This window comes from Geodermatophilus siccatus, assembly GCF_900103785.1.
Classification (GTDB): domain Bacteria; phylum Actinomycetota; class Actinomycetes; order Mycobacteriales; family Geodermatophilaceae; genus Geodermatophilus; species Geodermatophilus siccatus.
The window spans coordinates 52511-78776 of the sequence record NZ_FNHE01000002.1; the positions used below are offsets into that span (position 1 = coordinate 52511).

A 26266-nucleotide genomic window follows, 5' to 3' on the forward strand; every position below is an offset into this window, starting at 1 on the left:
CGAACGGTCAGGTCCGGAACCGGGCGTCCAGGGGACGCGCCGTGCCACGCTGTGACGCACCCAACGTAGGGGCTCGGTTCTGTACGAACAAAGACCGAGTTTCGCTGCATTGAGACGTCTGGAGTCTCAATGGATGCCTGGTCAGGACTAGGCACTTTGCTGACGCGAACGTGACCGGTGCCACCCACAGTTGGGGACAGCGCAATCGACCACCGGACCGGAGGCCCGCCATGACAGTCGACGCCACCCAGCTCAGCGACGTCCTCGCCGATGCCGTCATCGAAGACCCCGAGGCCGGGATCTACCGGGCCAACCGTCGGATCTTCACCGACGAGGAGATCTTCGAGCTGGAGATGACCCACATCTTCGAGGGGAACTGGGTCTACCTCGCGCACGAGAGCCAGGTCCCCAACGCGGGGGACTACTTCACGACCTACATCGGCCGTCAGCCGGTCGTCATCACGCGCGACAAGAGCGGCGAGCTGCACTGCCTCATCAACGCCTGTGCGCACCGCGGCGCGATGCTGTGCCGCCGCAAGACGGACAACCGGATGACCTTGACCTGCCCGTTCCACGGCTGGACGTTCCGCAACGACGGCACGCTGCTCAAGGTCAAGGACCCCGACGGCGCCGGCTACCCCGCCAGCTTCAACAAGGACGGCTCGCACAACCTGGTCAAGGTCGCGCGGTTCGACAGCTACCGCGGGTTCCTCTTCGGCAGCGTCAACCCGGACGTCAGCACGCTCGCCGAACACCTCGGTGACACCACCAAGGTCATCGACATGCTCGTCGACCAGTCGCCGGAGGGGCTGGAGGTGCTGCGCGGCTCCTCGACCTACACCTACGACGGCAACTGGAAGGTCCAGGCGGAGAACGGCGCCGACGGCTACCACGTCAGCGCGACCCACTGGAACTACGCGGCCACGACCTCACGGCGCAGCACGGGGGAGTCGAAGAACACGACCAAGGCACTGGACGCCGGCGGCTGGGGCAAGTCCGGCGGCGGCTACTGGTCCTACCCCAACGGGCACCTGTGCCTGTGGACCTGGGCGGCCAACCCGCAGGACCGCCCGCTGTGGGACCGCATGGACGAGCTCAAGGCCCAGTTCGGCGAGGCCAAGGGCGAGTTCATGGTCAAGGGCTCCCGCAACCTGTGCCTGTACCCGAACGTCTACCTGATGGACCAGTTCAGCACCCAGATCCGGCACTTCCGGCCGATCTCGCCCGAGCAGACCGAGGTCACCATCTACTGCATCGCCCCCAAGGGCGAGAGCGCCGAGGCCCGTGAGCACCGGATCCGCCAGTACGAGGACTTCTTCAACGCCTCGGGCATGGCCACCCCGGACGACCTGGAGGAGTTCCGCTCCTGCCAGCTCACCTTCCGGGCGACCGCCGCGCCCTGGAACGACATGAGCCGCGGTGCCGAGCACTGGCTGAACGGGCCGGACCCGGTCGCCAAGGCCCTCGGCATGGACGGCGTCATCTCCGCGGGGCAGCGCAACGAGGACGAGGGGCTGTACCCGATCCAGCACGGCTACTGGCTGCAGACCATGCGCGCCGCCGTCGAGAAGCAGGCCGGCGTGTCCACCGCGACCTCGGAGGGCTGATCCCCGTGACGACCACCCAGAACCCCGTGCAGACCCCGACCGAGGCGGCGCCCGCGGGCGGGAAGCTCATCACCCAGAACATGATCGAGCAGTTCCTCTACCGCGAGGCCCGCTACCTCGACGACCGCGAGTTCGAGAAGTGGCTGGAGTGCTACGCCGACGACGTCGTCTTCTGGATGCCGTCGTGGGCCGACGACGACCGGCTCACCGAGGACCCGCACCGGGAGATGTCCCTCATCTACTACTCGAACAAGGGTGGCCTCGAGGACCGCGTCTTCCGGATCCGCACCGAGCGTTCCAGCGCGACGTCGCTGCCCGAGCCGCGCACCAGCCACAACATCACCAACGTGGAGGTCATCGAGCGCCGCGGCGACCTGGTCGACATCCGGTTCAACTGGCACACCATGTACTTCCGGTACAAGACCGTCGACCCCTACTACGGGACGTCGTTCTACACGATCGACTTCTCCGGGCCCGCACCGCTCATCCGGCGCAAGACCGTGGTGCTGAAGAACGACTACATCCACCACGTCGTCGACGTCTACCACCTCTGAGCAGCGGCTCCGCCAGGCTGTTCCCCTCCAGGCCGCTGTTCCTCCGAGAACTACGGAGAGATCTCCATGGACCACCGCGTGGCACTCGCGTTCGAGGACGGGGTCACCCGCTTCATCACCTGCCGGGACGACCAGACCGTCGCCGACGCGTCCTACCGGGCACGGATCAACATCCCGCTGGACTGCCGTGACGGCGCCTGCGGCACCTGCAAGGCCCTCTGCGAGTCGGGGGAGTTCGACGGGGGCACGTACCTCGAGGACGCGCTGTCGGACGACGAGGCCCAGAACGGGTACGTGCTGCCCTGCAGCATGAAGCCGCGCTCGGACCTGGTGCTGCAGATCGCGACCACGTCGGCGGTGGCCAAGACCAGCGCCGCCACCCACCGCGGTCGCATCACCGCGCTCGACCGGCTGTCCCCGACGACGGTCGCGCTGACCGTCGAGATCGACGACCGGGACGCCCTGGCGTTCCTCCCCGGGCAGTACGTCAACATCGCCGTCCCGGGGACCGAGGAGTCCCGGTCGTACTCCTTCAGCAGCGCTCCGCAGGACGAGGCGCTGACGTTCCTGGTCAAGCTGACGCCCGGCGGCGTCATGTCGACCTACCTGGAGGAGCGCGCCGCGGTCGGGGACGAGATCACCTTCACCGGTCCGCACGGCAGCTTCTTCCTGCGCGAGTCCGACGCCCCGCTGCTGCTCCTGGCCGGCGGCACCGGACTGGCGCCGATCCTGTCCATCCTGCGGACGCTGGAGGGCGGCCGCAGCGACCGGCAGATGCACCTGGTCTACGGGGTCACGACCGACGACGACCTGGTCGAGATGGAGGCCATCGAGCAGCTCGCGGGCAGCATCGACGGGCTCACCTGGGACTACTGCGTCGCCGACCCCGCCACCAAGGCCCCCAACCAGGGCTACGTCACCGGCCTGTACGGGCCCGAGCACCTGCACGACGGCGGCGCCGCGGTGTACCTCTGCGGCCCGCCGGCCATGGTGGAGGCGGTCCGCAAGCACGTCGCCGGGCTGGGAGTCGCCCCCTCGGGCTTCTACTACGAGAAGTTCGCGCTGGCCGCGGTCCCGACGGAGGCCGCCGAGGAGGTCGTCCAGCCGGAGCCCGAGGCCGTCGTGCCGGAGTCCGAGGCGGTCGCCCCCGAGCCGCCGCCGGTGCCGGTCGTCGTCCCGGACACCGTGGCCGAGCTGCTGGCCCTGGGCGGCCGGGAGGGCCGGACCTCGGCCGGCCAGGCCCTGTTCCCGCCGGTGGAGCTGACCCCCCTCGGCGCCGACGGAGCCGGGCCGCGCACCGAGTCGCCGTCGGACATGTGGCGGCTGGCGGGGCAGCAGCTGGGGGAACCGTTCCCCACCGGGGACGTCCTGCCCGTGGACGACGCCGAGGACCTGGTGCCCGCCGTCGGTGCCCGCGCCGTCGCCGGTCAGGAGATGCTGCCCCAGGGGGAGCTGGAGCAGCTCACCGCGCCGACGCCCCCGCCGCCGGCCGGTCAGCCGGACGCCGGGACCGAGGACGCAGCGGTCGAGCCGACGCTGACCCCCGAGGGCTACTCCATCACGGCCGACGGGTACGAGATCGGTGAGGAGCACCCGTCGGTGCACGAGTCCGACGCCATCTTCGACGCCCGCCGGGCGCTGGAACTCGGCGCCGCCGAGCTCATCATCGGTCGCCTGACGCACCAGGAGCTCATCGGCTACCGGGTGCTGGCCGAGGCCACCGTCCCCTACGTCGAGGGCGACCGGTTCGTCGACGCGGCGGCGTACACCGAGACCAACGCCGCCTTCCACGACTACCTGTTCACCCTCACCGGCAATGAGCACCTGCTGCGCGCCTACCAGGCACTCGGCGTCAAGGGGCACATGGAGGAGTCCCTCCGCTCGGCCACCTGGTGCCACCCCCGGTGCGCCCAGGACCACCTCGACATCGTCGAGGCGTTCCGGGACGGCGACCGCGAGCGGGCACGGGTCCTCATCACCGAGCACGCGGAACGGTCCAAGGAGACCACCCGCCGGGCCATGCACGACCTCGCCGCGGGACGCCGTCCCCGGTTCGTGACGCCGGGCCGGTTCGCCGGTCGGGTCGTCCTGGTCACCGGGGCCGGGCAGGGGATCGGCGAGCGCACGGCCCGGCGGATCAGCGCGGAGGGCGGGATCATGGTGCTGGCCGACCGCGCCGAGCTGGTGCGCGACCTGGCCGAGGAGCTGGGTCAGCCCGGGGCCGAGGCGATCCCCGTCGTCGCGGACCTGGAGACCTGGGAGGGCGCGAAGTCCGTCGTGGACGCCGCGCTGGCGCGGTTCGGCCGCATCGACGTCGCCATCCACACCGTCGGCGGCACGATCTGGGCCAAGCCGTTCGAGCACTACCCGCCCGAGCAGATCCAGGCCGAGATCAACCGGTCCCTCTGGCCGACGCTGTGGTGCTGCCGCGCCGTCGTCCCGCACATGGTGGAGCGGGGGCAGGGCACCATCGTCAACGTGTCGTCGGTGGCCACCCGTGGGGTCAACCGCCTGCCGTACTCCGCCGCCAAGGGCGGCGTCAACGCCATCACCACCGCGCTGGCCCTCGAGATGGCACCGCACGGCGTGCGGGTCGTCGCCACGGCCCCGGGCGGGACCGACGCCCCACCGCGGCGCACCCCGCGCGGCCCGGCGCCGGAGACGGAGCTCGAGCAGTCCTGGTACCGGTCGATCGTCGACCAGACGGTCGAGTCCTCGCTGATGAAGCGGTACGGGACCCTGGACGAGCAGGCCGCGGCCATCACCTTCCTGGCCTCGGAGGAGGCCTCCTACATCACCGGCACCATCCTGCCCGTGGCCGGTGGCGACCTGGGCTGAGCCGCCGGGCGAGACGCCGCGGACGGGGGAGCCCCCGGCCTCCCGGCCCTACGGTGTCGACGTGAGCGGGACCGACGAGGACGCCCACGTCGTGGGGCTGGCCACCGAGACCGCGCAACTCGAGGCGCTGCTGCTCCGCGCCTGCGCCGGCGGGCCGGTGGTGGTCGTCGTCGAGGGCCCGGCCGGGATCGGCAAGACCACCCTGCTGCGCCGGTTCCTGCGTCGGCACCCCGAGGTGCCGACGACGGCGGCCACCGGGCTGCCGTGGGAGAGCAGCCGGGCCGGGGCGCTGGCCCGGCGGCTCCTCGACGACGACCCCGGGGACTCCCCGGCGTGGCCGGCCGGCGACGACCCCGTCGACCTCGGCACCGCGCTCGCCCGGCGGTGGGAGGCCCGGGCCAGGGAGGAGCCGCTGCTGGTCGTCGTCGACGACGCACACCACGCGGACCCGGTCTCGTTGCAGGCGATCGGCTCCGCGGTCGCGCGCACGCACCGCGCTCCGGTGCTGCTGCTGCTCGCCCGGACCACCGGCTGGCCGGACGCCGGCGCCGTGGACGCCGGCGCCGTCCTCGACCGGCTCGCGGCCACCTCCGTCCCCGTGCTGCGCCTCGGGCCGGCCGAGACCCGGCTGCTCGCCGCGCGGGTCGCGGCGGCCGACCTCCCGATGCCCGTCGCGCGGCGCCTCTGCGAGCACGCCGCCGGCATCCCCGGCCACCTCCTGGAGCTGTTCCGCGACACCCCGCCGGTCCGCTGGTCGGACTGGCAGACCCGGCTCCCCGCGCCGGCCAGCGTGCAGCGCCGCGTGCACCGGGCCCTCGACCGCTGCTCCCCGGAGGCGCGGGCGCTGGTCGAGGCGGCGGCCGTGCTCGGCCGGAACCCCGTGCTCGCCGACGCCGCGGCCCTGGCCGGGCTCACCGACCCGATCGCCGCCCTCGACGAGGCCTGTGCCGCCGGCCTCCTGGCGACCGCCGCCGGCCACGGCCTGGACGCGCTCACCTTCCCGGAGCGGTTCATCCGTGGGGCCGTCCACGCGACCCTCTCCCCGCGGGCGCGGCACGAGCTCCACCTGCGCGCGGCCGCCGTGGTCACGGACGACACCGAGCGGCTCCGCCACCGGGTCGAGGCGGCACCGCTCCCCGACGCGCGCCTCGCCGAGGAGCTGGTGGAGCTGGCGCGGCGCAAGGCCGACGAGGGGGCGTGGGCCGTCGTCGCAGGCGCGCTCATCGACGCCAGCCGCATCAGCCCCACCCGGGCCGACCGCGAGGCCCGCCTCCTCCAGGCCGTCGACGCGCTGGCCGGAGCGGGCCTGCTCGGGCAGGCCGTGGACGCCCTCCCCGAGGTCGAGGCGCTGCCCACCGGCCCCCGCCGCGACTCCGTGCTGGCCTACGTCGCCGTCCAGCGCGGCCGCCGCGCCGAGGCCGCCGCCCACCTCGACACCGCCTGGCGCCTCCGGGGGACCGACCGGGGTGCCGCCGCCGTCGTCTGCCAGCGGTACGTGCTCCACGCCCTGGCCGACTGGGACGGCGACGCGCTGGTCCGGTGGGCCGGCCGGGCCGTCGAGTACGCCGACCCCGGCTCGCCTGCTGCCGTCGAGTCCCGCGCCATCGCGGGGCTGGGCCACGCCGCCCGGGGCTGCGTCGACGAGGCGTTCACCACCTACCGGCACGCGGTCGCCGAGAGCCCGGCCGGACCCCAGCACCAGCGCGCGCGCATGGGCCTGGGCTGGTTGTACCTGGCGCAGGACCAGCCCGAGGCCGCCCGGCGCGAGCTGGAGTTCGCCGTCCCGACCGTGCGGCAGACTGGCTCGAACCGGATCTCCCTGTGGGCCCTGGTGTGGCTCGCCCGCACCCGCTTCGCCCTGGGCGACTGGCCCGGGGCACTGGACGCGGTCGGTCAGGCCGAGGCCCTGCTCAGCGCCACCGGGCTGGACCTGCTGCGTCCCCTCGTCCACTGGACCGGCGCCCAGGTCCACGCCCTGCGCGCAGAGCACGAGGACGCCGAGCGGCACCTGCAGCTCGGCGCGGCCACCGAGCACGACTACACCGTCATGACCGTCCCCGCACTCCTCGCGCGGGCGCACGTGGCCGAGGCGGCGTCGGACTACGACGCGGTCGTCCGCCACCTCGCCCCCCTCGCCGCCCGGACACCGCGCGCCGGTCTCGACGAACCGGGGTTCTGGCCCTGGCACGACGTCTACGCCAACGCCCTCGTCGTCACCGACCGGCTCCCCGAGGCCGAGGCGTTCCTCGCGCCGCTCGAGACGACGGCGCAGCGCCGGGGGCACCGGTCCACGAGCGCCCGGCTCGGCTACGTCCGCGGCCGGCTGTTGGCCGCCCGCGGCGACCTGCCCGGCGCCGAGGAGGCGTTCGAGCAGGCGCGGGCCCGACTGGCCGTGCTGCCGCTGCCGTACGAGCGGGCGCGGGTGGACTTCGCCCACGGCATCACCCTGCGCCGCGCCGGCCGACGGCGGGACGCCGCCACTCTGCTCACCACGGCACGGCAGTCCTTCGCCGCGCTCGGCGCCCGGGTCTACGTGGAGCGCTGCGACCGGGAGCTCAAGACGGCCCGGCCGGCGCCCCGCGGAGCCGAGACCGGCACCGAGCACCTCACCGAGCAGGAGCGGACCGTCGCCACCCTCGTCGCGACCGGCCTGACCAACAAGGAGGTGGCCGCGTCGATGCTGCTGTCGGTCAAGACGGTCCAGTTCCACCTCACCCGGGTGTACGCCAAGCTCGGTGTCCGGTCCCGGTCCGAACTGGCCGCGCGCTTCTCCCACGGACCCGCTCTCGGGGGGAACGGGGGCCGTGGTCCGCAGGCCGGTGTCCCGGCGCCCCGCTAGGAGCTCGCGCCGCCACCGACGTGCAGGTCGTCGAGCAGCGCCAGCACGTCACCGGCGGGGGTCGGCGATCGTGCACGGCCCCGGCACGACCTGCGAGCCGCCGTGCCCCCGCAGGTCGTGGCGGACGACGCGGTGCGCACCGGCGAGGTCGGCGACCTGCCGGTCGAACAGTGCGGTGTCCGTGCGCGACGGGCCGAGCACGAGCACCGGGGCGTCGGCGGGTCCGTCCCCGACGGCGTGCGGGCGGGCGGTCACGCGGCCCCCGGGGGACGGCGGCGTCGCGGGCGACCCCAGGCTGCGCCCGCGGCTCCCGCTCGAGCTCGCGGGTTGGCCGACAGCGCCGACGGGTGCTCGGTCAGCGGGATCACCGCGATCGTCGTGAACGGGAACAGCGGGAGGTTCCACAGGATCTCGTGCAGCTCGGCGCCGGAGCCGACGTCGAAGACACTGGTGTCGCTGTTCTGGCCGACCACCCGCCACAGGTGCACCCACGTGCCGCTGCGCGGCAGCTCCAGCGCCCGGGCGAGCCCCGCCGGGGCCCCGGACCGGCCGCGGCTCCCCGCTGTCCGGCCCGGGGCGCGGGGTCACGCGGCGCGGGCGCCTGCGTCGCGCTCCAGCACGAAGTCGTACTCGACGCGCGCGGTGCCGTCGCCCTGGTCCTGGGGATCGAGGACGAGCTCGGGCTTGACCGCGGAGGCGACGTCGCTGTCGAGCCACTCGCCGCCGCGGAAGTAGAGCTGGGTGGTGATGGCCCGGTGGCCCGGCGCGCTGACGATCAGGTGCAGGTGGGCGGGTCGCCACGGGTGCCAGCCGGCGGCTCCGATCAGCTTGCCGGTGGGGCCGTCGGTGGGGATCTGGTACGGCGCGGGCTGGATGGTGCGGATCTCGAACCGGCCCTCGTCGTCGGCCACCACCAGGCCGCGGAGGTTGCCCTCGGGGAGGTGCGGGGCGAACCCGGAGTAGTAGCCGTCGGCGTCGGCCTGCCACATGTCGATCTCCGCGCCGGGGGCCGGGTTGCCGTCCACGTCGCGGACCTGCCCGGCGAAGACCAGGGGACGGCCCGTCTCGTCCTCGCGCATCGGCAGGGTGGCCGGGGAGGTGAGCCGCTTCTGGCCGGGCAGGTAGTACGGGCCGAGGATGGTGCCCTTGGTGCCCTGCTGGGTCTCGGCCTGCACCTCCTCGACGACGTGTTCGACGAAGACGTCCAGGAACAGCGGCCACTCGCCGCCCTCGCCGACCTGGATCAGCCACGCCTTGGCGGCCTGGAACTCCGGATAGGTGACCTTGTGCTCCCGGATGGCCGCGTGCACGCCGTCGAGGACCGCCCGGACCACTGCGTCGACCCGCTCCGGGGGCACCTGGCGGGCGGCCTCGTACATCTCGGTGGTCAGGAACGACTCCGTCGCGCTGGCCCCCGAACCGGCCGCGGTGGGGCTGTGCTGGGTGTCGGTCATGGCGTGCTCCTCGGATGTCAGCGCGGTGGTCCGACCGTCCGTCACCGGCCGGGCCTGCGAGGCCGGGACGGGTGAGGTGCCATCGTCGCCGACGCGGTGGGGAGCCGTCCAGCAGTCGCGCTCGCCATCGGCCCCTGGCCAGGACGTTCGCCACTGCGGACCGGTCGTCGCGTCTGAATGCGCGGTGATTGTGCACGACCTCCGTCCGGACCACGGATGGGGCCACGGAGTCGCGGCAGCACCTCTACGCTGCAGCGATCCGAGCCGCGCAGCTGCGCACACCGGGCTGCGCCGGGCCACGTGAGGGGTGGCCGTGACCGTGACGACCGGGCATGCCGGGCGAGGGTCCCTCGACGCTCGCTCCCGCCCCGAGGTGCTGCCGCGCCGCACTGCCGTACGGGCGCGAGCGGGGCGCCGGCACGACCGCCGGCGTCCCCGCGCCCGCCCCCGGGCGCGTCACCCGCCTGCCGCACCCGGCGGCGGAGCGGGACCGCCCCTCCCGCCCTCGACGACCTGCTCGAGGACCACCTCGCACCCGGCGCGGACCCGTGGCCCCGGGCCCAGCGGTGCCCACGGACCTGTCCGGCCACGCCAGCACACCCAGGAGGTGCGCGATGTCGATCGCCACCGGTGGTCCACCGGACGCCGCCACGGAGCCGACCCCGCAGCAGGAGGCCCGGCGTCGCCGCACCGTCGCCTGGGTCGTCGCGCTGGCCACCCTCGGGCTCGTCTTCGACGGGTACGACCTGGTCGTCTACGGCACCGTCGTCCCGTTGTTCCTCGCCGATCCCGGTGAGATCGGGCCGGTCACACCGGCCGTCGCCGGCGCACTGGGCAGCTACGCGCTGTTCGGCGTCCTGGTCGGCGCCCTGCTCGCCGGCAGCGTCGCCGACATCGTGGGGCGGCGCACGGTCATGCTCACCGCGTACGCGTGGTTCTCCGTCGGCATGGGCGTGACCGCCCTGATGGACAGCACCGGCGGGTTCGGGGTGATGCGGTTCGTCACCGGCCTCGGCGTCGGAGCCCTGGTGGCCACCACCGGCGCCCTGGTGGCCGAGTACGCACCGCCGGGGAAGAAGAACCTCGCCAACGCCATCACCTACTCCGGTGTGCCGATCGGGAGCCTGCTGGCCGCGCTGCTGGCGATCCTGCTCCTGGACCGGATCGGCTGGCGCGGCATGTTCTGGATCGGCGCCCTCCCGCTGGTGACCCTGCTGCCGCTGGCCTGGCTCAAGATGCCCGAGTCGCCCAGCTGGCTCGCCTCCCGAGGTCGTTCCGAGGAGGCCCGGAGGGTCTCCGAGCGGACCGGTGTGCCGATCAGCGCGCCCGCCGCGCCGGGCGCCACCGCCGCGGCGCCGGTCCGTCGGGAGCGGGCGGGCTTCGCGGGCCTGTTCAGTGGCCAGTACTGGTTCCCCACCGTGGTGCTGGGGCTGATGAGCGCCACCGGGCTCGTCCTCGTGTACGTGCTGAACACCTGGCTGCCCGAGCTCATGGGCCGCGCCGGGTACTCGACGCAGGGCTCGCTGTCCTTCCTCCTCGTGCTCAACGGGGGCGCGGTCGTCGCGGCCCTGCTGGCCTCCCGGCTCGCCGACCGGTTCGGGCCCAAGATGGTGGTCGCCGCGTCCTTCCTGCTCGGTGCGGTCGCCCTGCTGCTGCTCACCGTCGACGCCCCTCTGGCGCTGCTCCTGCTCTTCGTCGCCGTGGTGGGGGCGGGCACCAGCGGCACGCAGATCCTGATCTACGGCTTCGTGGCGAACTACTACCGCCCGAACGTGCGCGGCGCGGGGGTGGCGTGGTGCGCCGGGTTCGGACGGCTGGGCGGGGTCGCCGGCCCCCTGGTGGGTGGTCTCCTCGTCGCCGCGGGGCTCGGACTGGAGGCGATCTTCTACGTGCTGACCGGCATGGCGGCCTTCGGTGCCCTCCTGACCCTGCTGGTGCCCGTGGCCCGACGGGGAGGCGCGGCCCGGGCCGTGCCGGTGGAGCCGACCGCCGCAGCACAGCCCCCCGCCGGGCGATGAGCGCCGGTCGCGCGTTCCGGCTCCCGGGAGCGGCCGGTCCGGCGGTCCCCCGCACGTCCGAGGAGGCGAGCACCGGTGTATGAGCGGATCCTGGTCGCGATCGACGCGCACCCGACGGAGGAGAACGCGTCGGCGATCCGGCGCACCGAGCAGATCGGCACCCTGACCGGAGCCACCGTGCACGTGCTGCACGTGGCCCGGGGGCACATCGTCCCGGAGGACATCACCGGTGCCTCGGCCCGCCTCGGCGTCTGGTCGGCGGACGACGACGCCGAGGACGCCGACCGGGCCGCGGTGCAGCAGCTGGTCGACCGGCTGAGCGCCGCAGGCATCGACGCCCACGGGGAGATCGTCGTCGCCACGGAGCACGACGCCGCCGACGTCATCCTGCAGCGGGCCGAGGAACTCGACGTGGACCTGCTCGTCCTCGGCCACCAGCACCACCGGGGATCCCGGACCGCGGAGCGGGTGATCCACCGGCACCCGCCCTACTCGATCCTGCTGGCCCGGCCGCCCCAGGAGGAGCGGCGCTAGGGCTCCCGCCGGTCGACCGCCCCGGCGCGACCCGCCGGACCGTGGGTGCCCCGACCGGCCCGGGCGGGGCAGGTGCGCGACGATCCGGGGCGGCGACGCCCGTGGCCCCCTCCGCGGTCGGGTCGCGGGGGCCCGGGTGGCGCGCGCCGACGCGGCAGTGCGGCGCCCGCGGTCTCCCTCGCCCCGCACCGGACACGGCCTCCTCCGCACGGCGACCAGAGGGGAACGGAGCAGATGAGAGCCCAGCGCGCCGGCGAGAACGCCGGGACCGGAGCGGCGGTGCGTGAGCACCTGCTCGAGCGCCCCGTCCGGCCCCTGCCCGGCCCCCGCCGGCTGCTGCGGGACGCCGGGGGCGTCTACGCCGCCAACGGGCTCATCGGCCTGGTCTTCGCGGCCACCGGCCCGGTCGCGGTGATCCTGGCGGTGGGCGCGCAGGGCGGGCTGTCCCAGCGGGAGCTGGCCTCGTGGATCTTCGGCGCCTTCTTCCTCAACGGCGTCCTCACCGTCGTGGCGTGCTGGCTCTACCGGCAGCCGCTGGCCTTCTTCTGGACGATCCCCGGCACGGTGCTCGTCGGGCCGGCCCTGACCCACCTCACCTGGCCGCAGGTGGTCGGCGCCTTCTTCGCCACCGGTCTGCTCGTCCTCCTCCTGGGGCTCAGCGGCTGGGTGCGCCGGGCCATGGCGGTCGTCCCCATGCCGATCGTGATGGCGATGGTCGCCGGGATCTTCCTGCGGTTCGGGATCGACCTGGTGCACTCCCTGCGGGACGACGTGGGGATCGCCGCACCCATGGTCCTGGCCTTCCTGCTGCTCAGCGCGCTGCCGCGGCTGGGGCGGCGGATCCCGCCGATCATCGGGGCGCTCCTCGTGGGAGCGGGGACGGTACTGGTGTCCGGCCGGTTCCGTCCCGCCGGAGCCGCGGAGTGGTTCGCTGCGCCGGTGCTGCAGGCGCCCGAGTGGTCGCTGCAGGCGGTGCTGGAGCTGGTCGTGCCGCTAGCCATCACCGTGCTGGTGGTGCAGAACGGCCAGGGGATCGCGGTGCTGCGCGCCGCCGGACACGCTCCACCGATCAACGTCGTCACCGTCGCCTGCGGCGCCTGGTCGCTCCTCACGGCGGCGGTGGGCACGGTGTCGACCTGCCTGACCGGGCCGACCAACGCGCTGCTCTCGGCGTCCGGAGAGCGTTCCCGGCAGTACACCGCCGGGATCGCCTGCGGCCTGCTGGCCATGCTGTTCGGTCTGTTCGCGCCGCTGTTCACCAGCGCCATGCTGGCCACGCCGCCGGCGTTCATCGCCACGCTCGGCGGCCTGGCCCTGCTGCGGGTGCTGCAGGGGTCCTTCGTCGCGGCGTTCAGCACCCGCTTCACCCTCGGCGCCCTCGTCACCTTCGTGGTGACCGTCGCCGACGTGACGGTGTTGAACGTCGGTGCCGCCTTCTGGGGTCTGCTCGCGGGGTTGGCCGTCTCCGGGCTGCTGGAGCGCCCGGACTTCTCCCCGGCCCGGAGCTGAGCGCCGGTCCCGGGGCCGGCGGCCGCTGGTCGTGCGGACCCTCCGGCGCCGATCCGAGGCGGACCTGCCGAGGCCGCGCGCACGGTCGGGGATCAGCCGCCCGGGGCGGGCCGCCCCCGCCGAGCCGAGGGCGGCGTCCACGGTGGCGCGGTGGTCGACTGCTCGAGGTACCGGAGGGCGTCGCCCACCGTCGTGAACCGCGCCCAGTCGTCGTCGGGGACGAGCACACCGAACCGGTCCTCGGCCGCGACGACGACCTCGACCATCGTCAGGGAGTCGATGCCGAGGTCCTCGGTGAAGGACCTCTCCGGGGCGACGTCGGCGCGCTCGATGCCGGCGACCGTCCCCAGGACCTCCGCCAGCCCCTCCTCCAGCTCGTCGCGCGTCATCAGGGTGCTGCCTCCGGTCGGTGGCGGGGCGTCCCGTCGCTCAGCGGGACGCGGGAGCGGACGCCTGGAGCGCCCGCTGCACGTCGTACTCGTGGATCCAGCCGAAGTCCTCCGGGAACCTCGCCACCTTCGCGTCCCGCATCCGGGCGGCCGGTCCGTCGGGCAGGTGGAGCAGGGAGCTGGTGACCCAGGAGCTGCGCTGGACCGCGCGCGTCCGGGCCCGGCGGAGCGTCTGGTACCGGGAGAACGCCGGCTCCAGGTCGTCGCCGGGCCGCGCGTCGGCGACCAGCGCGGCCAGGGCGAAGGCGTCCTCGATCGAGGTGTTCGCGCCCTGCCCCTGGTGCGGCAGCATGCCGTGGGCGGCGTCCCCGAGGACGACGACCCGGCCCCGGTACCACCGCAGCAGGGGGCGCACCGTGAACAGCCCCCAGCGGACGGGGCTCTCGGCCGCCCGGATCATCTCGGGGACGGCGGGGTGCCAGCCCCGGAAGGAGGCGACCGGGACGTCCTCGTGCACCTCGGCCACCGTGCCGTCGTGCAGCCAGATCGGCGGGCCCTCCACCACCGCGAAGAAGTTGACCAGCTCGCCGGCGCCGCCGATCGCGTAGTGCAGCAGGTGCGCGTCGGGGCCCATCCAGAACTGGATCGCGTGCGGATCGGGCAGGGAGGGCAGGTTCTCGGTGGGCACGATGCCGCGGAAGGCGCTGGTGCCGGAGTAGACCGCGTCGTCCGCGCCGGTGACCCACCGGCGGACGGTGGACCGCACGCCGTCGGCGCCGACGACCACGTCGGCGCGTTCCACCCGGCCGTTGGCGAACTCCAGGACGACCGAGTCGCGCTCGGGGACCAGGTCGGTCAGCCGGCAGCCCAGGTGCAGGTGCTCGGCGTCGAACGCGCCGCTGAGGGTCTTCTGCAGGTCGGCGCGGTGGATGCCGAAGTACGGCGCACCGAACCGGTCCACGTAGGCACCGCCCTCGGCGACCGGGTGGGCGGCGATGCGGCTGCCGTCCTGCCAGTGGCGGTAGACCAGCTCAGTGGGGGTCGTCGAGGCCGCGGCCAGCTCGCCGAGCAGGCCCAGCCGGGCGTACTCCCGGGTGGCGTTGGCCGACAGCGCGATCGCCGCGCCGATCTCGGTCAGCTGCGCGGCCTGCTCGAACACCTCGGCCCGCACACCCCGCTCCCGCAACGCCAGGGCCAGCGACAGCCCGCCGATGCCGGCTCCGACGATCGCGATGCGGAGGTCGGGATCCCTCATGCGGCTCGACGCTAGCCAGTGGGCGCGGTCCCGCACAGGTGCGCCGGCCGGGTGGGACGAGGCCGGGACGGACGCGACGGACGTCGTGCCGGCAGCCCGGGGCGGGTCCGTGCCCGGGCGGTGGACCGGCGGGCACCCGCGTCCCGTGGCTCCCGGTGGGACCCCGGGTGCTGGTTAGCGTGAGCACCATGAGCCCAGACACGAACGCCGGGGAGCGGACCGTGCCCTCCCACGCCGGGGAGATCGCCGTCGTCACCGGTGCGTCGACCGGGATCGGGGAGGCGGCCACCCGTCGGCTGTGCGCCGACGGGTGGACCGTCTACGCCGTGGCGCGCCGCGCCGAGCGGCTCGACGCGCTGGCCCGCGAGACGGGAGCGATCGCCGCACCGTGCGACATCACCTCCGAGGCCGAGGTGACGGCCCTGCGGGACCGGGTCCTGGGCGAGCAGGGGCGGATCGACGCGCTGCTGAACATCTCCGGCGGCGCCCGCGGCACCGACTGGGTGGCCGACGCGAAGGACGAGGACTGGGAGTGGATGTACCGGGTCAACGTCCTCGGCACGATGCGCATCACCCGGGCGTTCCTGCCCGCTCTCCGGGCGAACGGGCAGGGCACCGTGCTGAACCTCACCTCCCTGGCCTCCCAGCGCGGCTACGAGGGCGGGGGCGGGTACAACGCGGCGAAGTTCGCCCAGCACGGGCTGACCGAGGCGCTGCGCCTGGAGGAGGCCGAGCACAACGTGCGGGTGGTGGAGGTCGCCCCGGGTCTCGTGCACACGCCGGAGTTCTCGCTGATGCGCCTGGGCGGGGACGCCGAGGCCGCGGCCAGGGTCTACGCCGGGGTGCGGGAGCCGCTGACCGCCGAGGACGTGGCCGAGGTCTGCGCCTTCGCCGTGAACCTGCCCCACCACGTGAACCTGGACCTGGTCACGGTCAAGCCGGTGGCCCAGGCGGCGATCCACAAGCTGCTGCGGGAGTAGGGGCTCGCGCCCGGCAGGTCCACCCCGGCCACGACGGCTCGCTGCACGTGGCGCTGCCGCCGGCCCACGCGGCCGACGTGGTCGCGACGGGCCGGGGGTGGCCCACCCGCTCGCCGGTGTCCGGCTCACCCCGGGCATGGTGCTGCTCTTCGGTCCGCGCGACGCCGCCGAGCCGGAGACCGTCGTCGGCGTCGTCACCACGAGCCACGCCTGGGCGTCGGGACGGCTCGTGTGAGGGACCGCGCGCCGGCGCAGCGGCTCGCGGACCGACTCGCCGCTGCCGCCGAGCAGCCGGACCGACCAGCGCGCCGGCATCGGTCGCGCCGCACGAGGTGTGCACCGGGTCGGTCCCGGACCGTGAGCGCACGGCCCGGGAGGAGTGACGGCGCTGCGGCCGCCGGTCGTCGTGCCCCGTTGCGTTTGCTGTGACCCACGTCACAACCTACGGTCAGGCCGCCCGCACTCGCGGGACGGTCCGGCAGCACGCCGAATCCTGCCGCTGGCTGGGCCGACCTCGACTCACCTCAGGCAGGAACGGGAGATCGCAGGACCTCCGGGCCGCCTCATCGGCCCTCGGGGTGAAGCCGTGCTCTCCACGGCCGGGCAGTCCTCCCGCCCGAACCCGACAGCTCATCCCGCAGGCGCGCTCGGAGGATCTCATGCACCAGCACATCCTCGGCATGCGTCGTCCCGTCCGGGCGGTGCTGCCGCTCCGCCTGGGCATCGTGGCGGTCCTGGCGCTCGCCGCCCTCGCGGTACCGGCCCCGGCGAGGGCAGACTCTGCCGCCTCGACCAGTGCGGCAGCGGACCTGTGCGCGACCGTCGCCTCGCGTGCCGGTTTCACCGGCGACCGGCTCGTCACCGCGGTCGCGGTGGGCTTGGGGGAGTCGTCCTGTCGTGCGGACGCGCAGAACGCGAACGGCCCGACGAAGGGCTGTCCGAACGGCTCGGTGGACCGAGGTCTCTGGCAGATCAACAGCTGCTGGCACCCCTCGGTCTCCAAGAGCTGCGCCTACGACGCCCAGTGCAACGCCAACGCCGCCCATCGGATCTCCGCCAAGGGCACCAACTTCAAGCCGTGGGTGGCGTACACCAACGGCTCGTACCGGAAGCACCTGGAGGCGGCCCGGGCCGCGGTCGGCCGACTCAGCCGGACCTAGGTCCCCGGGTGAGGCACGCCACCGTGCCCGGACCCGGCGCCGGTCGGTGGGGCACGCCAGCGGGATCGGCGTGCCCCACCACGGCGGACCCGCCCGGACGACCCCGCCGGCCCGGTGAGCCGGGCCGGACTCCCGCGACGTCCCCCGGTTCCGGTTGGCAGGCCCTGCTCCTCCCGGGTCGGCGCAGGGCCACCGGAGCTCGGGGGAGGGGGAGGGGCGGTCGGGACCACGCACCGGCCCGCGCGCTGACGAGCGCAGGTCCGAGCCGCTGGACCTGCCGCGTCGCCGGCGCACTCCTGCTGGTGCTGCTCGCTGCGCCGGCCCAGGCGGCGTCGGCACCGCAGCCGTGTGCAGCCGGCTCCGTCCGGCTCACCTTCGACGACGGGCCCTCCGCGACCGCCACAGCCGACATCCTGGACACGCTGGCGGACCGGGGCGTGGAGGCGACGTTCTTCGTCACCGGCGAGATGGCCGCTGCCCGACCCGACCTCGTGCGTCGCGCCAGCCAGGAGGGGCACCGGATCGGCAACCACTCGTGGAGCCACCCGAGGCTCACCACGCTGGACCGGGCGCAGGTGGAGTCCCAGCTGCGGCGCACCAGCGAGGTCATCGAGCGGGCCACGGGGCGCTCCCCCGGCGAGTGGCGCCCGCCGTACGGGGCCACCAACGGCCTCGTGGAGGCGGCGGCCCGGCAGGTCGGCCTGGACTCGATGGTGTTGTGGACCGTCGACCCCCGCGACTGGGCCGATCCGCCGGCGACGACGATCCGGGACCGCGTGCTGCGGGACGTGCGACCGGGGAGCGTCGTGCTCCTGCACGACGCCACGGGGCGGAACACCCCCGCGGCCCTGCCCATGATCCTGGACGGACTGGCCGAGAGGGGGTACTGCACGCAGTGAGCCAGGCCGCGGAGCGCGGAGCGGTCAGCGCGATCGCCGGGCGTTCGCCGGCACGGGCCTCTCGCTGTAGCGGGCGGCGACTGCTGCGGAGCGACACACCGACGGCGGGGAGATGGCCGCGCGGCGCGGGGTCGGCTGCGGCGACCGGAGCGGTGCCGGCCGGATCCTACGGAGTCAGGTCGGCGACGAGTCGGGCGACGGTGGGCACTCGACGGCTCACCCTGACGGAGAGGTGGGAGATGAGCGTCGGACGCTTGGTGGCGCGAACGGTGATCGGTGGCCTGTTCATCGGGCACGGCACGCAGAAGCTCTTCGGCTGGTTCGGCGGCCCCGGTCCTGAGGGCACCGCGGCGATGATGGAGTCCCTCGAGATGCGCCCCGGGAAGGTGCACGCCCTGCTGGCGGGGGCGACCGAGACGGTCGGGGGAGGTCTCCTGGCCGCGGGGCTGGCGACGCCACTGGCGTCGTCGGCGCTGACCGGCGTCATGACGACGGCGATCCGCAAGGTGCACCTGCCCAACGGTCCGTGGGCCGCCAACGGCGGCTGGGAGTACAACGCCGTCCTGATCGCCGCTGTGACGTCGCTGGCCGAGACCGGGCCCGGGGACCTGTCCCTCGACCACCTCCTGGGGACCGAACGCAGCGGGCCGCTGTGGGCGTTGGCCGCGCTGGGCACCGGCGTCGGGACGGCGTTCCTGACGATGGCGCTCGGCCGTCGGGGCCGGCCGAGCGCCGCTGCCGGCCCTCGGTCGACGGCGGTCGAGGCGGCCCACGGTGACACCGCCGGGGACCCGACCACGGCGGGGGCCTGACCGGAGCGGGTGCGCAACCCCTGCCACGCCCGCGGCTGAGGCGGGCGCCACCCTGGAACGCGGCCCGTCTCGCGTCGGCCCGGGGTCGTCTCAGCCGAGGCGGGCGGCGAGGGTCTGCGCAGCGTCGCCGGCGCACCGGCGGAAGAGGTCGTCGTCGCCGGTGCACAGCCAGTTCACCGACGCCCCGAACAGCAGCCCCAGGACCGACTCCGCCAGCACCTCGACGTCGCCGGACCAGGTGCCGCCGGATGCCTCGGCCACGCGGTGCAGCAGCTCGAGGACGTCGCCGCGGTACTGCTCGGTGGACTCCCGCGCCGCGGCCCGCAGGTCGTCGTCCCGGCCGCCCATCATGGTCAGCTCCTGGAGCACGATCTCGGCGCCGGGGTCGGCGATGACGCTGTCGGCGTAGCCGACCAGCGCCCGGGTCAGGACCTCCGCGGGCGTGCCACCCGCGTCCACCGCCCGCCGCAGCAGCGCGGTCGACCGGTCGCGGTCGGCCCGGAAGACCGCGCGCACCAGCTCGGTCTTGGAGCCGAAGGCGTAGTGCACCGCCCCCAGCGGGACGCCGGCCTCCTTCGCGACCGCCCGGGTGGTCAGCGACCACGCGCCCTCGCGCTGCATCACCCGCATGGCGGCCGCCACGAGCTGGGCCCGGCGCTGCTCGACGGGCAGGTGCGCGCGTCTGGCCTCCGTCACCGGGCCACGGTCTCAGGTGCCGGGTGGTCGCCGGGCGCGGGAGCCGTGGCGCTGCCCCGGTGGTCGCGCAGCAGGACGACGGCCTGCACCGCCACGTACGCCGCCAGCACGGCGGCGACCAGCAGGACGACGTGCATGCCGGTCACGAACGCCTGGCCGGTCTCGGCCAGGAAGGCCGCGGCGGTGTCCGGCGGCAGCCCTGCCGCGACCTCCGCGGCGCCGCCGAGGGTCTCCCGGGCGGCCTCGGTCGCCTGCGCCGGCACGCCGTCGACGGCGCCGAGGTGTGCCGCGTAGACCGAGAGGCCCAGGGTGCCCAGCACCGCGGTGCCCATCGCGCTCCCGAACTCGTAGGCGGTCTCGGAGACCGAGGCGGCCGCACCGGCCCGCTCGGGCGGAGCGGTCGCGAGGATGACGTCGTTGGTCAGCGCCTCGGCCGCGCCGACCCCTCCGCCGATGAGCAGGCCGGCCACGACCAGCACGACCCGGTCGCCGTCGACCCCGAGCATCGTGCCGACCGTCAGCCCGGCTGCGGCCAGCGCCGTCCCGCCGCCGATGACCCACCGCAGGTGCAGCCGGCGGGCCAGCCAGGGCGCGGCCAGCGAGCCGGCCACGGTCGCGCCCGCGAGCGGCAGCATCCACAGGCCCGCGACCAGCGGGCTCATGCCGAGCACGAGCATCAGGTACTGGGGGAGGAAGAACAGCAGCCCGAGCAGCGCGAAGACCGTGAGCAGGTTCGTCGTCACCGCGACGGAGAACGCGCGGGAGCCGAACAGGCGCAGGTCCAGGAGCGGCTCGGCCAGCCGGCGCTGCCGGCGCACGAAGGTCCGCAGCAGCCCCAGGCCGGCCGCGAGGCCGACGAGGACCGACACGCCGACGCCGTCGTGCGCGGCGGTCTTGAGGGCGTAGACCAGCGGCAGCACGGCGGCGATCGACAGGACGGCGGACAGCGCGTCGAACGGGCCGGGTCGCGGGTTGCGCGACTCGGGCAGCAGCACCGGGGCGCCGACGAGCAGCAGGACCATGACCGGGGCGTTCACCAGGAACACCGAGCCCCACCAGGCGTGCTCGAGCAGGAACCCCCCGACGATCGGGCCGAGCGCGGCGCCGCCGGAGAACGCGGCCGCCCAGATCGCGATGGCCAGCCGCCGTTCCCGGGCGTCGGGGAACACCGAGCGCAGCAGCGCCAGCGTCGAGGGCATCAGCGTGGCCCCGCCGAGCCCGAGCAGGGCCCGGGCCGCGATCAGCATGCCGGCCGTCGTCGAGAACGCCGCGATCAGCGAGGCGCCCCCGAAGGCGGCGGCGCCGGCCACGAGCAGCCGGCGGCGGCCGATGCGGTCGCCGAGGTTGCCCATCAGCACGAGGAGGCCGGCGAGCAGGAAGGAGTAGATGTCGACGATCCACAGCAGCTCGGTCGACGTCGGGCCCAGGTCGGCGGTCAGGGCGGGCACGGCGAAGCCGAGCACGGTCATGTCGATGCTGATCAGCAGGACCGGGAGGGCCAGCACCGCGAGGGCGGACCAGCGACGGAGCGGACTCACGGGAGTTCCTCGGGGACGGGGGAGTGCGACAGGAGCGCCGGCCGACCGGCCGGCGGCGCCATGGTGGCACAGAGTTGGTCAGATGACCAAGACAGGGGACGGAACGGCCGGTCGGTGCACCAACGCTCGGATCGCCACGACTCCTACGCTGGGAGGGTGACGACCAGCCCGACGCCCCAGGCCCTGATGGGGCCCGAGGACGTGCTCGCCCTGGACCGGCAGGTGTGCTTCGCGCTGTCGGTGGCCGCCCGCAACGTGGTCGCCGTCTACCGGCCGGTGCTCGAGCCGCTGGGGCTGACCCACCCGCAGTACCTGGTGATGCTGGCGCTGTGGCAGCACGGGACGCTGTCGGTCAAGGAGTTGTCCGGCCTGCTGCAACTGGACCCCGGCACGCTCTCGCCGCTGCTCAAGCGGCTGGAGGCGGCGGGGCTGCTGCGCCGCGAGCGGGACCCGAGGGACCAGCGCAACCTCGCCCTGGCGCTCACCGAGAAGGGCACCGCGTTGCGCGAGCAGGCCGAGCGGATCCCCGCCGGCATCGTCGAGCGCCTGGGCATGCCGGTCGAGCAGTTGATGGACCTGCACGCCGCGCTCACCCGGGTGATCGCAGCCTCCCAGCAGGCCCTCGCGCACCCCCCGGTGGGCGAGGCCGCCGGGCCGGAGGCCACGGTCGCCTGACGGCGCTCCGCCCGTTCCGGCGGTTGTGAGACCGGTGACACTTTGCACCCCAACCATTGGGGCACCAGACATGGTGGCACCATGAGGGGGTGACCGTCGTCGAGCAGGAGCACCCAGGGGCCATGGCAGAGCCGGCAGAGCACGACACCTCCGAGCCGGTCGTCCGGCCTGCCCCCCACCGCTGGCTGTGGTACGCGTTCGGTGGCCGGCTCCCGGCGCGGCACCGCGGCTGGGTGCTGTTCGACACCACCACCGGGACGTGGTGGGCGCGGCACCTCGCCCGCATGCTCGTCCAGATGTCGATCCCGATCGCGCTGATCCTGGTCTTCCTGCCCGCCCCGTTCGGGCTGCGCGCGGCGGTCGCCGGCGGCGGCATCTTCCTCGGGCTCATCTACTCGCTGGCCTACATGCCCGAGACCACCGAGAACCGGGTCGTGAAGGCCGGGTACCCCTCCGGCACCGCCACCGCCCGTCGTGAGGAGGCCGCCCACCAGCGCGACCTGCAGGACAGCGAGCGCCGCCGGGCCGCCAACGCCCGGCGGGCCGCCCGCTACCGCGACCGCAGGGGCCGCTGACCGGCGGAGCCGGCGTGCGGGAGCCGGTGCCCGCGGTCGTCGTCCGGAACCCGGCAGTCCGCAGGCGCGAGCCGCGCGCCCGGACGTCGACCGGGGGTAGCGTCCCCCCGTGTGGGGCGTGGACGGCGCCACGACCGGCCCCGAGTGGGACGGCCACCTGATGCTGCTGCACGAGTCCGCCGCCGAGCGGCAGGCCGGGGTGGCCGCGTGGGTCCAGCGGGGCCTCGACCTGGGCGAGAAGGTGCTCTACGCCGAGGGTCCCGACGAGCAGGAGGGCTCCCTGATCACTGCTCTCGAGGCCCACGAGGTGGATGTCCCCACCGCGCTCCGCGACGGACGTCTCACGCTGGTGCCGCTGGCCGAGTTCTACCCCGCGGAGGGACAGCGGCTGGTCGTCGACCGCGCCCTGGCCGAGGGGTTCCCGGCGGTGCGCATGTCGGTCGGCGTCCTCGGTGCGTTGACCATCCTCTCGCCGCGCCACCACCTCAGCGTGGAGCAGCGGTTGGAGGAGTTGGTCCGCAGCCTCCCGGTGTCGGTGCTGTGCCAGTACGCACGCAGCTCCACCCGGGGGCCGGCACTCCGCGACGCCATCGGCGTCCACGTGCCGGGGATCCGCGAGACCTGCTTCCGCACCGGCGAGAGCGAGCTGGGGCTCGTCCTGCAGGGGGAGGTCGACGCCTGCAACGCGGAGGTCCTCGAGGCCGCCGTGACCGCGTTCACCGACGTCCCGCCGCGTGTGCTGTCCCTCGACCTCGCGGAGCTGACCTTCATCGACGCCGCGGCCTGCCGGGCACTCGCGCAGGGGAGCCGGGGCCTCCGTGCGTCCGGCGGACGGCTGCTGCTCGTCGCACCCCCGCCCCAGGTCGAGCGGACCCTGTGCCTCCTGGGACTGGACGACCTCCCGGGGTTCCAGGTGGTCGGGGAGAGCCCGTGAGCCAAGAAACGCGCCAGGGGTACCGGCACGCCGCGCTCCTCTTCGACTCGGACGAGGACTTCCTGGCCCAGGCCCTGCCGTTCCTGCAGGCGGGGCTGTCCGCGGGGGAGGCGGGGCTCGTCGTCTGCCAGGAGGCGCACAACGACCTGCTGGCCCGAGCGCTGCCCGACGACGCCCACGTGCTGGTCCTGCCGCGCGACGCCGTCTACACCCGCGCCGCCCACGTCGGCGTGACCTACGAACGGCTGGTGCACCGTCTGCTCGCCGAGGGCGCCCGCGGGACGCGGCTGGTCAGCGAGCCCGCCTACGGCAGCGAGCCGCAGGCGTGGGAGACGTGGGCGGACTTCGAGTCCGTCTCCAACGTCACCCTCTCGGCGCTCCGGCTGTCCAGCGTCTGCGGGTACGACGTCCGTCGGCTGTCCGCGTCGATGCTGCACGACGTCCAGCGCGCCCACCCCCACCTGCTCACCGAGGACGGTCCCGTCCCCAGCGGCGCCTACGTGGCGCCGGCCGACCTCCTCGGCACCAGCCCTCCGCGACCGGACCCGCTGGAGGCCACGCCGCCCTCCCTCGACCTCGAGGGCATCACCGATCGAGCAGGCGTGGCCCGGGCACGGGGCGAGGTGCGCGCCGTGGTGGCTGCGGCCTGCCCGGACACGGTGGTCGGCGAGGAGTTCACCGGTGCGGTCGCCGAGGTGGTGACCAACGCGTTCCACTACGGCGGGCCGCCCGTGCACGTCCGGGTGTGGGCGACCTCGTCGCGGCTGCTGTGCACGGTGACCGACCAGGGGTCGGGGGCGGACCTGCTGTTCGCCGGGTACAGCCGGGGGGACCTCGACGCGGAGCGGAGCGGAGCGGGGCTGTGGCTCGCCCGGCAGACCTGCGACCGCCTCGACGCCTACCGCACGCCGGGCGGGTTCACCGTGCGCCTGAGCTCGGCGGTCCCCCCGGCTGCTCCGGGCGCGGAGGGCGCACGGGCGCGGGCCGGCGCGCCGGACGGCGGCGCCCGCGGGGCGCGCCTGCGGGCCGCGGAGCTCCTCGGCCGGGTGGACTAGCACGGAGGCGTCATGACGGCCGACATCAGTCTCCAGGACCCCTCCACGGTGCCGGGGCGCTTCTGGCACCGGCTCGGCGACGGTCGCGTGCAGTGCGACGTCTGCCCGCGGGAGTGCCGGCTGCACGAGGGGCAGCGGGGCCTGTGCTTCGTGCGCGGCCGCGTCGACGACCAGGTCGTGCTGACCTCCTACGGGCGCTCGAGCGGGTTCTGCGTGGACCCGATCGAGAAGAAGCCGCTCAACCACTTCCTGCCGGGCAGCGCGGTCCTGTCGTTCGGCACGGCGGGGTGCAACCTGTCCTGCCGGTTCTGCCAGAACTGGGACATCTCCAAGTCCCGGGAGATCGACCGGCTCTCCGACGCCGCCGGGCCGGAGGACATCGCCGCGGCCGCCCAGCGGCTGGGCTGCCGCAGCGTCGCGATGACGTACAACGACCCGACGGTCTTCCTCGAGTACGCGGTGGACGTCGCCGACGCCTGCCGGGCCCGGGGGGTCAGGTCGGTCCTGGTCACCGCCGGCTACGTCGGCGACGATGCGCGACGGGAGCTGTACGCGCACGTCGACGCGGCGAACGTCGACCTCAAGGCGTTCACCGACGCCTTCTACCGACGGGTGTCGGCCGCCCGCCTGCAGCCGGTGCTCGACACCCTGGTGTACCTGCGGCACGAGACCGACGTGTGGTTCGAGATCACCACGCTGCTCATCCCGGGGCACAACGACTCCGACGCCGAGATCGGCGCCGAGTGCGCGTGGATCGCCGAGAACCTGGGCCCCGACGTCCCGCTGCACTTCACCGCCTTCCACCCGGACTTCAAGATGCGCGACGTCCCGCCCACGCCGCCGGCGACGCTGACCCGCGCGCGGCGGATCGCCCAGGACTCCGGGCTGCGCTTCGTCTACACGGGCAACGTGCACGACGCGGACGGCGGCCGGACCACCTGCCCGGCCTGCGGCGAGGCCCTCGTGGAGCGGGACTGGTACGTCATCGGGCACTACCGGCTCACCGACGACGGGCGTTGCGCCTCCTGCGGTACCGCCGTCCCGGGCCGCTTCGACGGGCCGGTCGGCCGGTGGGGAGCGCGGCGGCTGCCGGTGTTCCTCGCCGGGAGCTGATCGGTGCGCGTGCGCCCGCCCGCGGTCGCCGGCCGGTTCTACCCCGCGGACCCGGAGGAGCTGCGCGACCTGGTGGACCGGCTGCTCGGCGAGGTGCGGGCCCGGCCGCGACCGGTGCTCCCCGCTGCGCTGGTCGCGCCGCACGCGGGGTACCGGTACTCGGGCGCGGTGGCCGCGACCGCGTACGCGCAGCTGGCCGCGGCACCGGGCGCCGTCACCCGGGTCGTGCTGCTCGGGCCGGCCCACCTCTGGCCGCTCGACGGGATGGCGGCGCCGGCCGTCGACGCCCTCGCCACACCGCTGGGCACCGTGGCGGTCGACGACGACGCCCGGACGGCGGTCACCGCGCTGCCCGGCGTGGCGGTGGACGACCGTCCCCACGACGGCGAGCACTCCCTGGAGACCCAGCTGCCGTTCCTCCAGCGGGTCCTCGGTCCCGACCCGGCCGTGCTGCCGGTGCTGGTCGGCCGCACGCAGCCGGAGTCCGTGTCGGCGCTGCTCACCGCTGCGCTGGCGGTCGACGGCGCGCTCGCCGTCGTCTCCACCGACCTCAGCCACCACCTCGACGAGCGCGCGGCGCACGAGCGGGACCGGCGCACCGCCGAGGCGGTCCTGGCCCGGGACGCCGGCGCCCTGGGATCCGAGGACGCCTGTGGCCACCACCCCCTGCGCGGGCTGCTGCACCACGCCGCCGAGCGCCGGTGGACGGTCGACCTGCTCCGGCTGGCCACGTCGGCGGACAGCGGAGCGGGGCGTGACCGCGTCGTCGGCTACGGCGCGTTCGTGCTGCACGGAGCCTCGGCACCGAGCTCGTGAGGAGCGGACCCGGTCG

At 74.6% G+C, this 26266-nt stretch carries 25 protein-coding genes and 1 riboswitch; of the genes, 18 read left to right on the top strand and 7 right to left on the bottom strand.

Annotated elements, in window-relative coordinates:
* Positions 1-230 precede the first annotated feature (230 nt).
* The 4 genes from benA to BLS21_RS03580 all read left to right on the top strand — a co-directional run bounded on the left by benA (position 231) and on the right by BLS21_RS03580 (position 7838).
* The gene (benA, locus tag BLS21_RS03565; protein ID WP_091213952.1) at positions 231-1607 is read left to right on the top strand and encodes a benzoate 1,2-dioxygenase large subunit; all 1377 of its coding nucleotides are present in this window, start codon (positions 231-233) and stop codon (positions 1605-1607) included.
* 5 nt (positions 1608-1612) lie between these two features.
* Positions 1613-2161: a benzoate 1,2-dioxygenase small subunit gene (benB, locus tag BLS21_RS03570; RefSeq protein WP_175479399.1), complete on the top strand. Its 549-nt coding sequence runs from the start codon at positions 1613-1615 to the stop codon at positions 2159-2161.
* A 78-nt stretch (positions 2162-2239) separates the two neighbouring features.
* Positions 2240-4999 (top strand): benzoate 1,2-dioxygenase electron transfer component BenC, encoded by a 2760-nt coding sequence (gene benC, locus BLS21_RS03575; protein ID WP_245700031.1) that lies wholly within the window; start codon positions 2240-2242, stop codon positions 4997-4999.
* 61 nt (positions 5000-5060) lie between these two features.
* On the top strand, positions 5061-7838 hold the full coding sequence (locus BLS21_RS03580; protein WP_091215063.1) for a helix-turn-helix transcriptional regulator: 2778 nt from the start codon (positions 5061-5063) through the stop codon (positions 7836-7838).
* A gap of 48 nt (positions 7839-7886) precedes the next feature.
* On the opposite strand, the gene BLS21_RS03585 is transcribed toward BLS21_RS03580, so the two are convergent.
* The 3 genes from BLS21_RS03585 to catA form a co-directional block, all read right to left on the bottom strand.
* Positions 7887-8093 (bottom strand): alpha/beta fold hydrolase, encoded by a 207-nt coding sequence (locus tag BLS21_RS03585; RefSeq protein WP_091213958.1) that lies wholly within the window; start codon positions 8091-8093, stop codon positions 7887-7889.
* Positions 8090-8353 (bottom strand): muconolactone Delta-isomerase family protein, encoded by a 264-nt coding sequence (locus tag BLS21_RS03590; RefSeq protein ID WP_091213961.1) that lies wholly within the window; start codon positions 8351-8353, stop codon positions 8090-8092. Before BLS21_RS03590 ends, BLS21_RS03585 begins: the two co-directional genes overlap by 4 nt.
* Positions 8354-8422: 69 nt before the next feature.
* Positions 8423-9292: a catechol 1,2-dioxygenase gene (catA, locus tag BLS21_RS03595; RefSeq protein WP_091213963.1), complete on the bottom strand. Its 870-nt coding sequence runs from the start codon at positions 9290-9292 to the stop codon at positions 8423-8425.
* A 614-nt stretch (positions 9293-9906) separates the two neighbouring features.
* Between catA and BLS21_RS03600 the strand changes: the two genes are divergently transcribed.
* From BLS21_RS03600 to BLS21_RS03610, 3 genes are all read left to right on the top strand, one after another.
* Positions 9907-11310 carry an MFS transporter gene (locus BLS21_RS03600; protein WP_091213966.1) on the top strand — a complete coding sequence of 468 codons (1404 nt, stop codon included), beginning with the start codon at positions 9907-9909 and terminating at the stop codon, positions 11308-11310.
* Between the two features lie 75 nt (positions 11311-11385).
* Positions 11386-11844 carry a universal stress protein gene (locus BLS21_RS03605; RefSeq protein ID WP_091213969.1) on the top strand — a complete coding sequence of 153 codons (459 nt, stop codon included), beginning with the start codon at positions 11386-11388 and terminating at the stop codon, positions 11842-11844.
* A 234-nt stretch (positions 11845-12078) separates the two neighbouring features.
* Positions 12079-13353, top strand: coding sequence for a benzoate/H(+) symporter BenE family transporter (locus BLS21_RS03610; RefSeq protein ID WP_091213970.1), 1275 nt, complete (start codon positions 12079-12081; stop codon positions 13351-13353).
* Between the two features lie 92 nt (positions 13354-13445).
* Here the strand turns inward: BLS21_RS03610 and BLS21_RS03615 are convergent, their stop codons facing one another.
* Together BLS21_RS03615 and BLS21_RS03620 are read right to left on the bottom strand one after the other, a co-directional pair.
* Complete coding sequence (locus BLS21_RS03615) at positions 13446-13742, bottom strand: acyl carrier protein (protein WP_091213973.1); 297 nt, start codon at positions 13740-13742, stop codon at positions 13446-13448.
* Between the two features lie 40 nt (positions 13743-13782).
* A complete protein-coding gene (locus tag BLS21_RS03620) occupies positions 13783-14997 on the bottom strand; it encodes an FAD-dependent monooxygenase (RefSeq protein ID WP_091213976.1) in 1215 nt (404 codons plus the stop codon).
* A 188-nt stretch (positions 14998-15185) separates the two neighbouring features.
* Here BLS21_RS03620 and BLS21_RS03625 point away from each other — a divergent pair, with 188 nt between their 5' ends.
* From BLS21_RS03625 to BLS21_RS03635, 5 genes are all read left to right on the top strand, one after another.
* Positions 15186-15977, top strand: a complete 792-nt coding sequence (locus tag BLS21_RS03625) for an SDR family oxidoreductase (protein ID WP_091213979.1) — start codon at positions 15186-15188, stop codon at positions 15975-15977.
* A gap of 97 nt (positions 15978-16074) precedes the next feature.
* On the top strand, positions 16075-16212 hold the full coding sequence (locus tag BLS21_RS24950; RefSeq protein ID WP_175479400.1) for a hypothetical protein: 138 nt from the start codon (positions 16075-16077) through the stop codon (positions 16210-16212).
* Between the two features lie 239 nt (positions 16213-16451).
* Positions 16452-16635: riboswitch (cyclic di-AMP (ydaO/yuaA leader) on the top strand.
* Between the two features lies 1 nt (position 16636).
* Entirely contained in the window at positions 16637-17137 is a 501-nt protein-coding gene (locus tag BLS21_RS24955; protein WP_175479401.1) for a transglycosylase SLT domain-containing protein, read from the top strand.
* 302 nt (positions 17138-17439) lie between these two features.
* Positions 17440-18036: a polysaccharide deacetylase family protein gene (locus BLS21_RS24960; protein ID WP_175479402.1), complete on the top strand. Its 597-nt coding sequence runs from the start codon at positions 17440-17442 to the stop codon at positions 18034-18036.
* Between the two features lie 239 nt (positions 18037-18275).
* Positions 18276-18848, top strand: a complete 573-nt coding sequence (locus BLS21_RS03635) for a DoxX family protein (protein ID WP_091213987.1) — start codon at positions 18276-18278, stop codon at positions 18846-18848.
* A gap of 90 nt (positions 18849-18938) precedes the next feature.
* Here the strand turns inward: BLS21_RS03635 and BLS21_RS03640 are convergent, their stop codons facing one another.
* Together BLS21_RS03640 and BLS21_RS03645 are read right to left on the bottom strand one after the other, a co-directional pair.
* A complete protein-coding gene (locus tag BLS21_RS03640) occupies positions 18939-19544 on the bottom strand; it encodes a TetR/AcrR family transcriptional regulator (protein WP_091213990.1) in 606 nt (201 codons plus the stop codon).
* Positions 19541-21082: an MFS transporter gene (locus BLS21_RS03645; RefSeq protein WP_091213992.1), complete on the bottom strand. Its 1542-nt coding sequence runs from the start codon at positions 21080-21082 to the stop codon at positions 19541-19543. Before BLS21_RS03645 ends, BLS21_RS03640 begins: the two co-directional genes overlap by 4 nt.
* Before the next feature lie 156 nt (positions 21083-21238).
* Between BLS21_RS03645 and BLS21_RS03650 the strand changes: the two genes are divergently transcribed.
* From BLS21_RS03650 to amrB, 6 genes are all read left to right on the top strand, one after another.
* Positions 21239-21757 carry a MarR family winged helix-turn-helix transcriptional regulator gene (locus tag BLS21_RS03650; protein WP_245700032.1) on the top strand — a complete coding sequence of 173 codons (519 nt, stop codon included), beginning with the start codon at positions 21239-21241 and terminating at the stop codon, positions 21755-21757.
* A gap of 122 nt (positions 21758-21879) precedes the next feature.
* A complete protein-coding gene (locus tag BLS21_RS03655; RefSeq protein WP_091215064.1) occupies positions 21880-22332 on the top strand; it encodes a DUF5313 family protein in 453 nt (150 codons plus the stop codon).
* A gap of 109 nt (positions 22333-22441) precedes the next feature.
* Positions 22442-23266 carry an MEDS domain-containing protein gene (locus tag BLS21_RS03660; RefSeq protein WP_139177005.1) on the top strand — a complete coding sequence of 275 codons (825 nt, stop codon included), beginning with the start codon at positions 22442-22444 and terminating at the stop codon, positions 23264-23266.
* Entirely contained in the window at positions 23263-24321 is a 1059-nt protein-coding gene (locus tag BLS21_RS03665) for an anti-sigma factor RsbA family regulatory protein (RefSeq protein ID WP_175479403.1), read from the top strand. Before BLS21_RS03660 ends, BLS21_RS03665 begins: the two co-directional genes overlap by 4 nt.
* Positions 24322-24333: 12 nt before the next feature.
* The gene (gene amrS / locus BLS21_RS03670) at positions 24334-25434 is read left to right on the top strand and encodes an AmmeMemoRadiSam system radical SAM enzyme (protein ID WP_091214003.1); all 1101 of its coding nucleotides are present in this window, start codon (positions 24334-24336) and stop codon (positions 25432-25434) included.
* A 3-nt stretch (positions 25435-25437) separates the two neighbouring features.
* Positions 25438-26250, top strand: a complete 813-nt coding sequence (gene amrB, locus BLS21_RS03675; protein WP_091214006.1) for an AmmeMemoRadiSam system protein B — start codon at positions 25438-25440, stop codon at positions 26248-26250.
* Positions 26251-26266 lie beyond the last annotated feature (16 nt).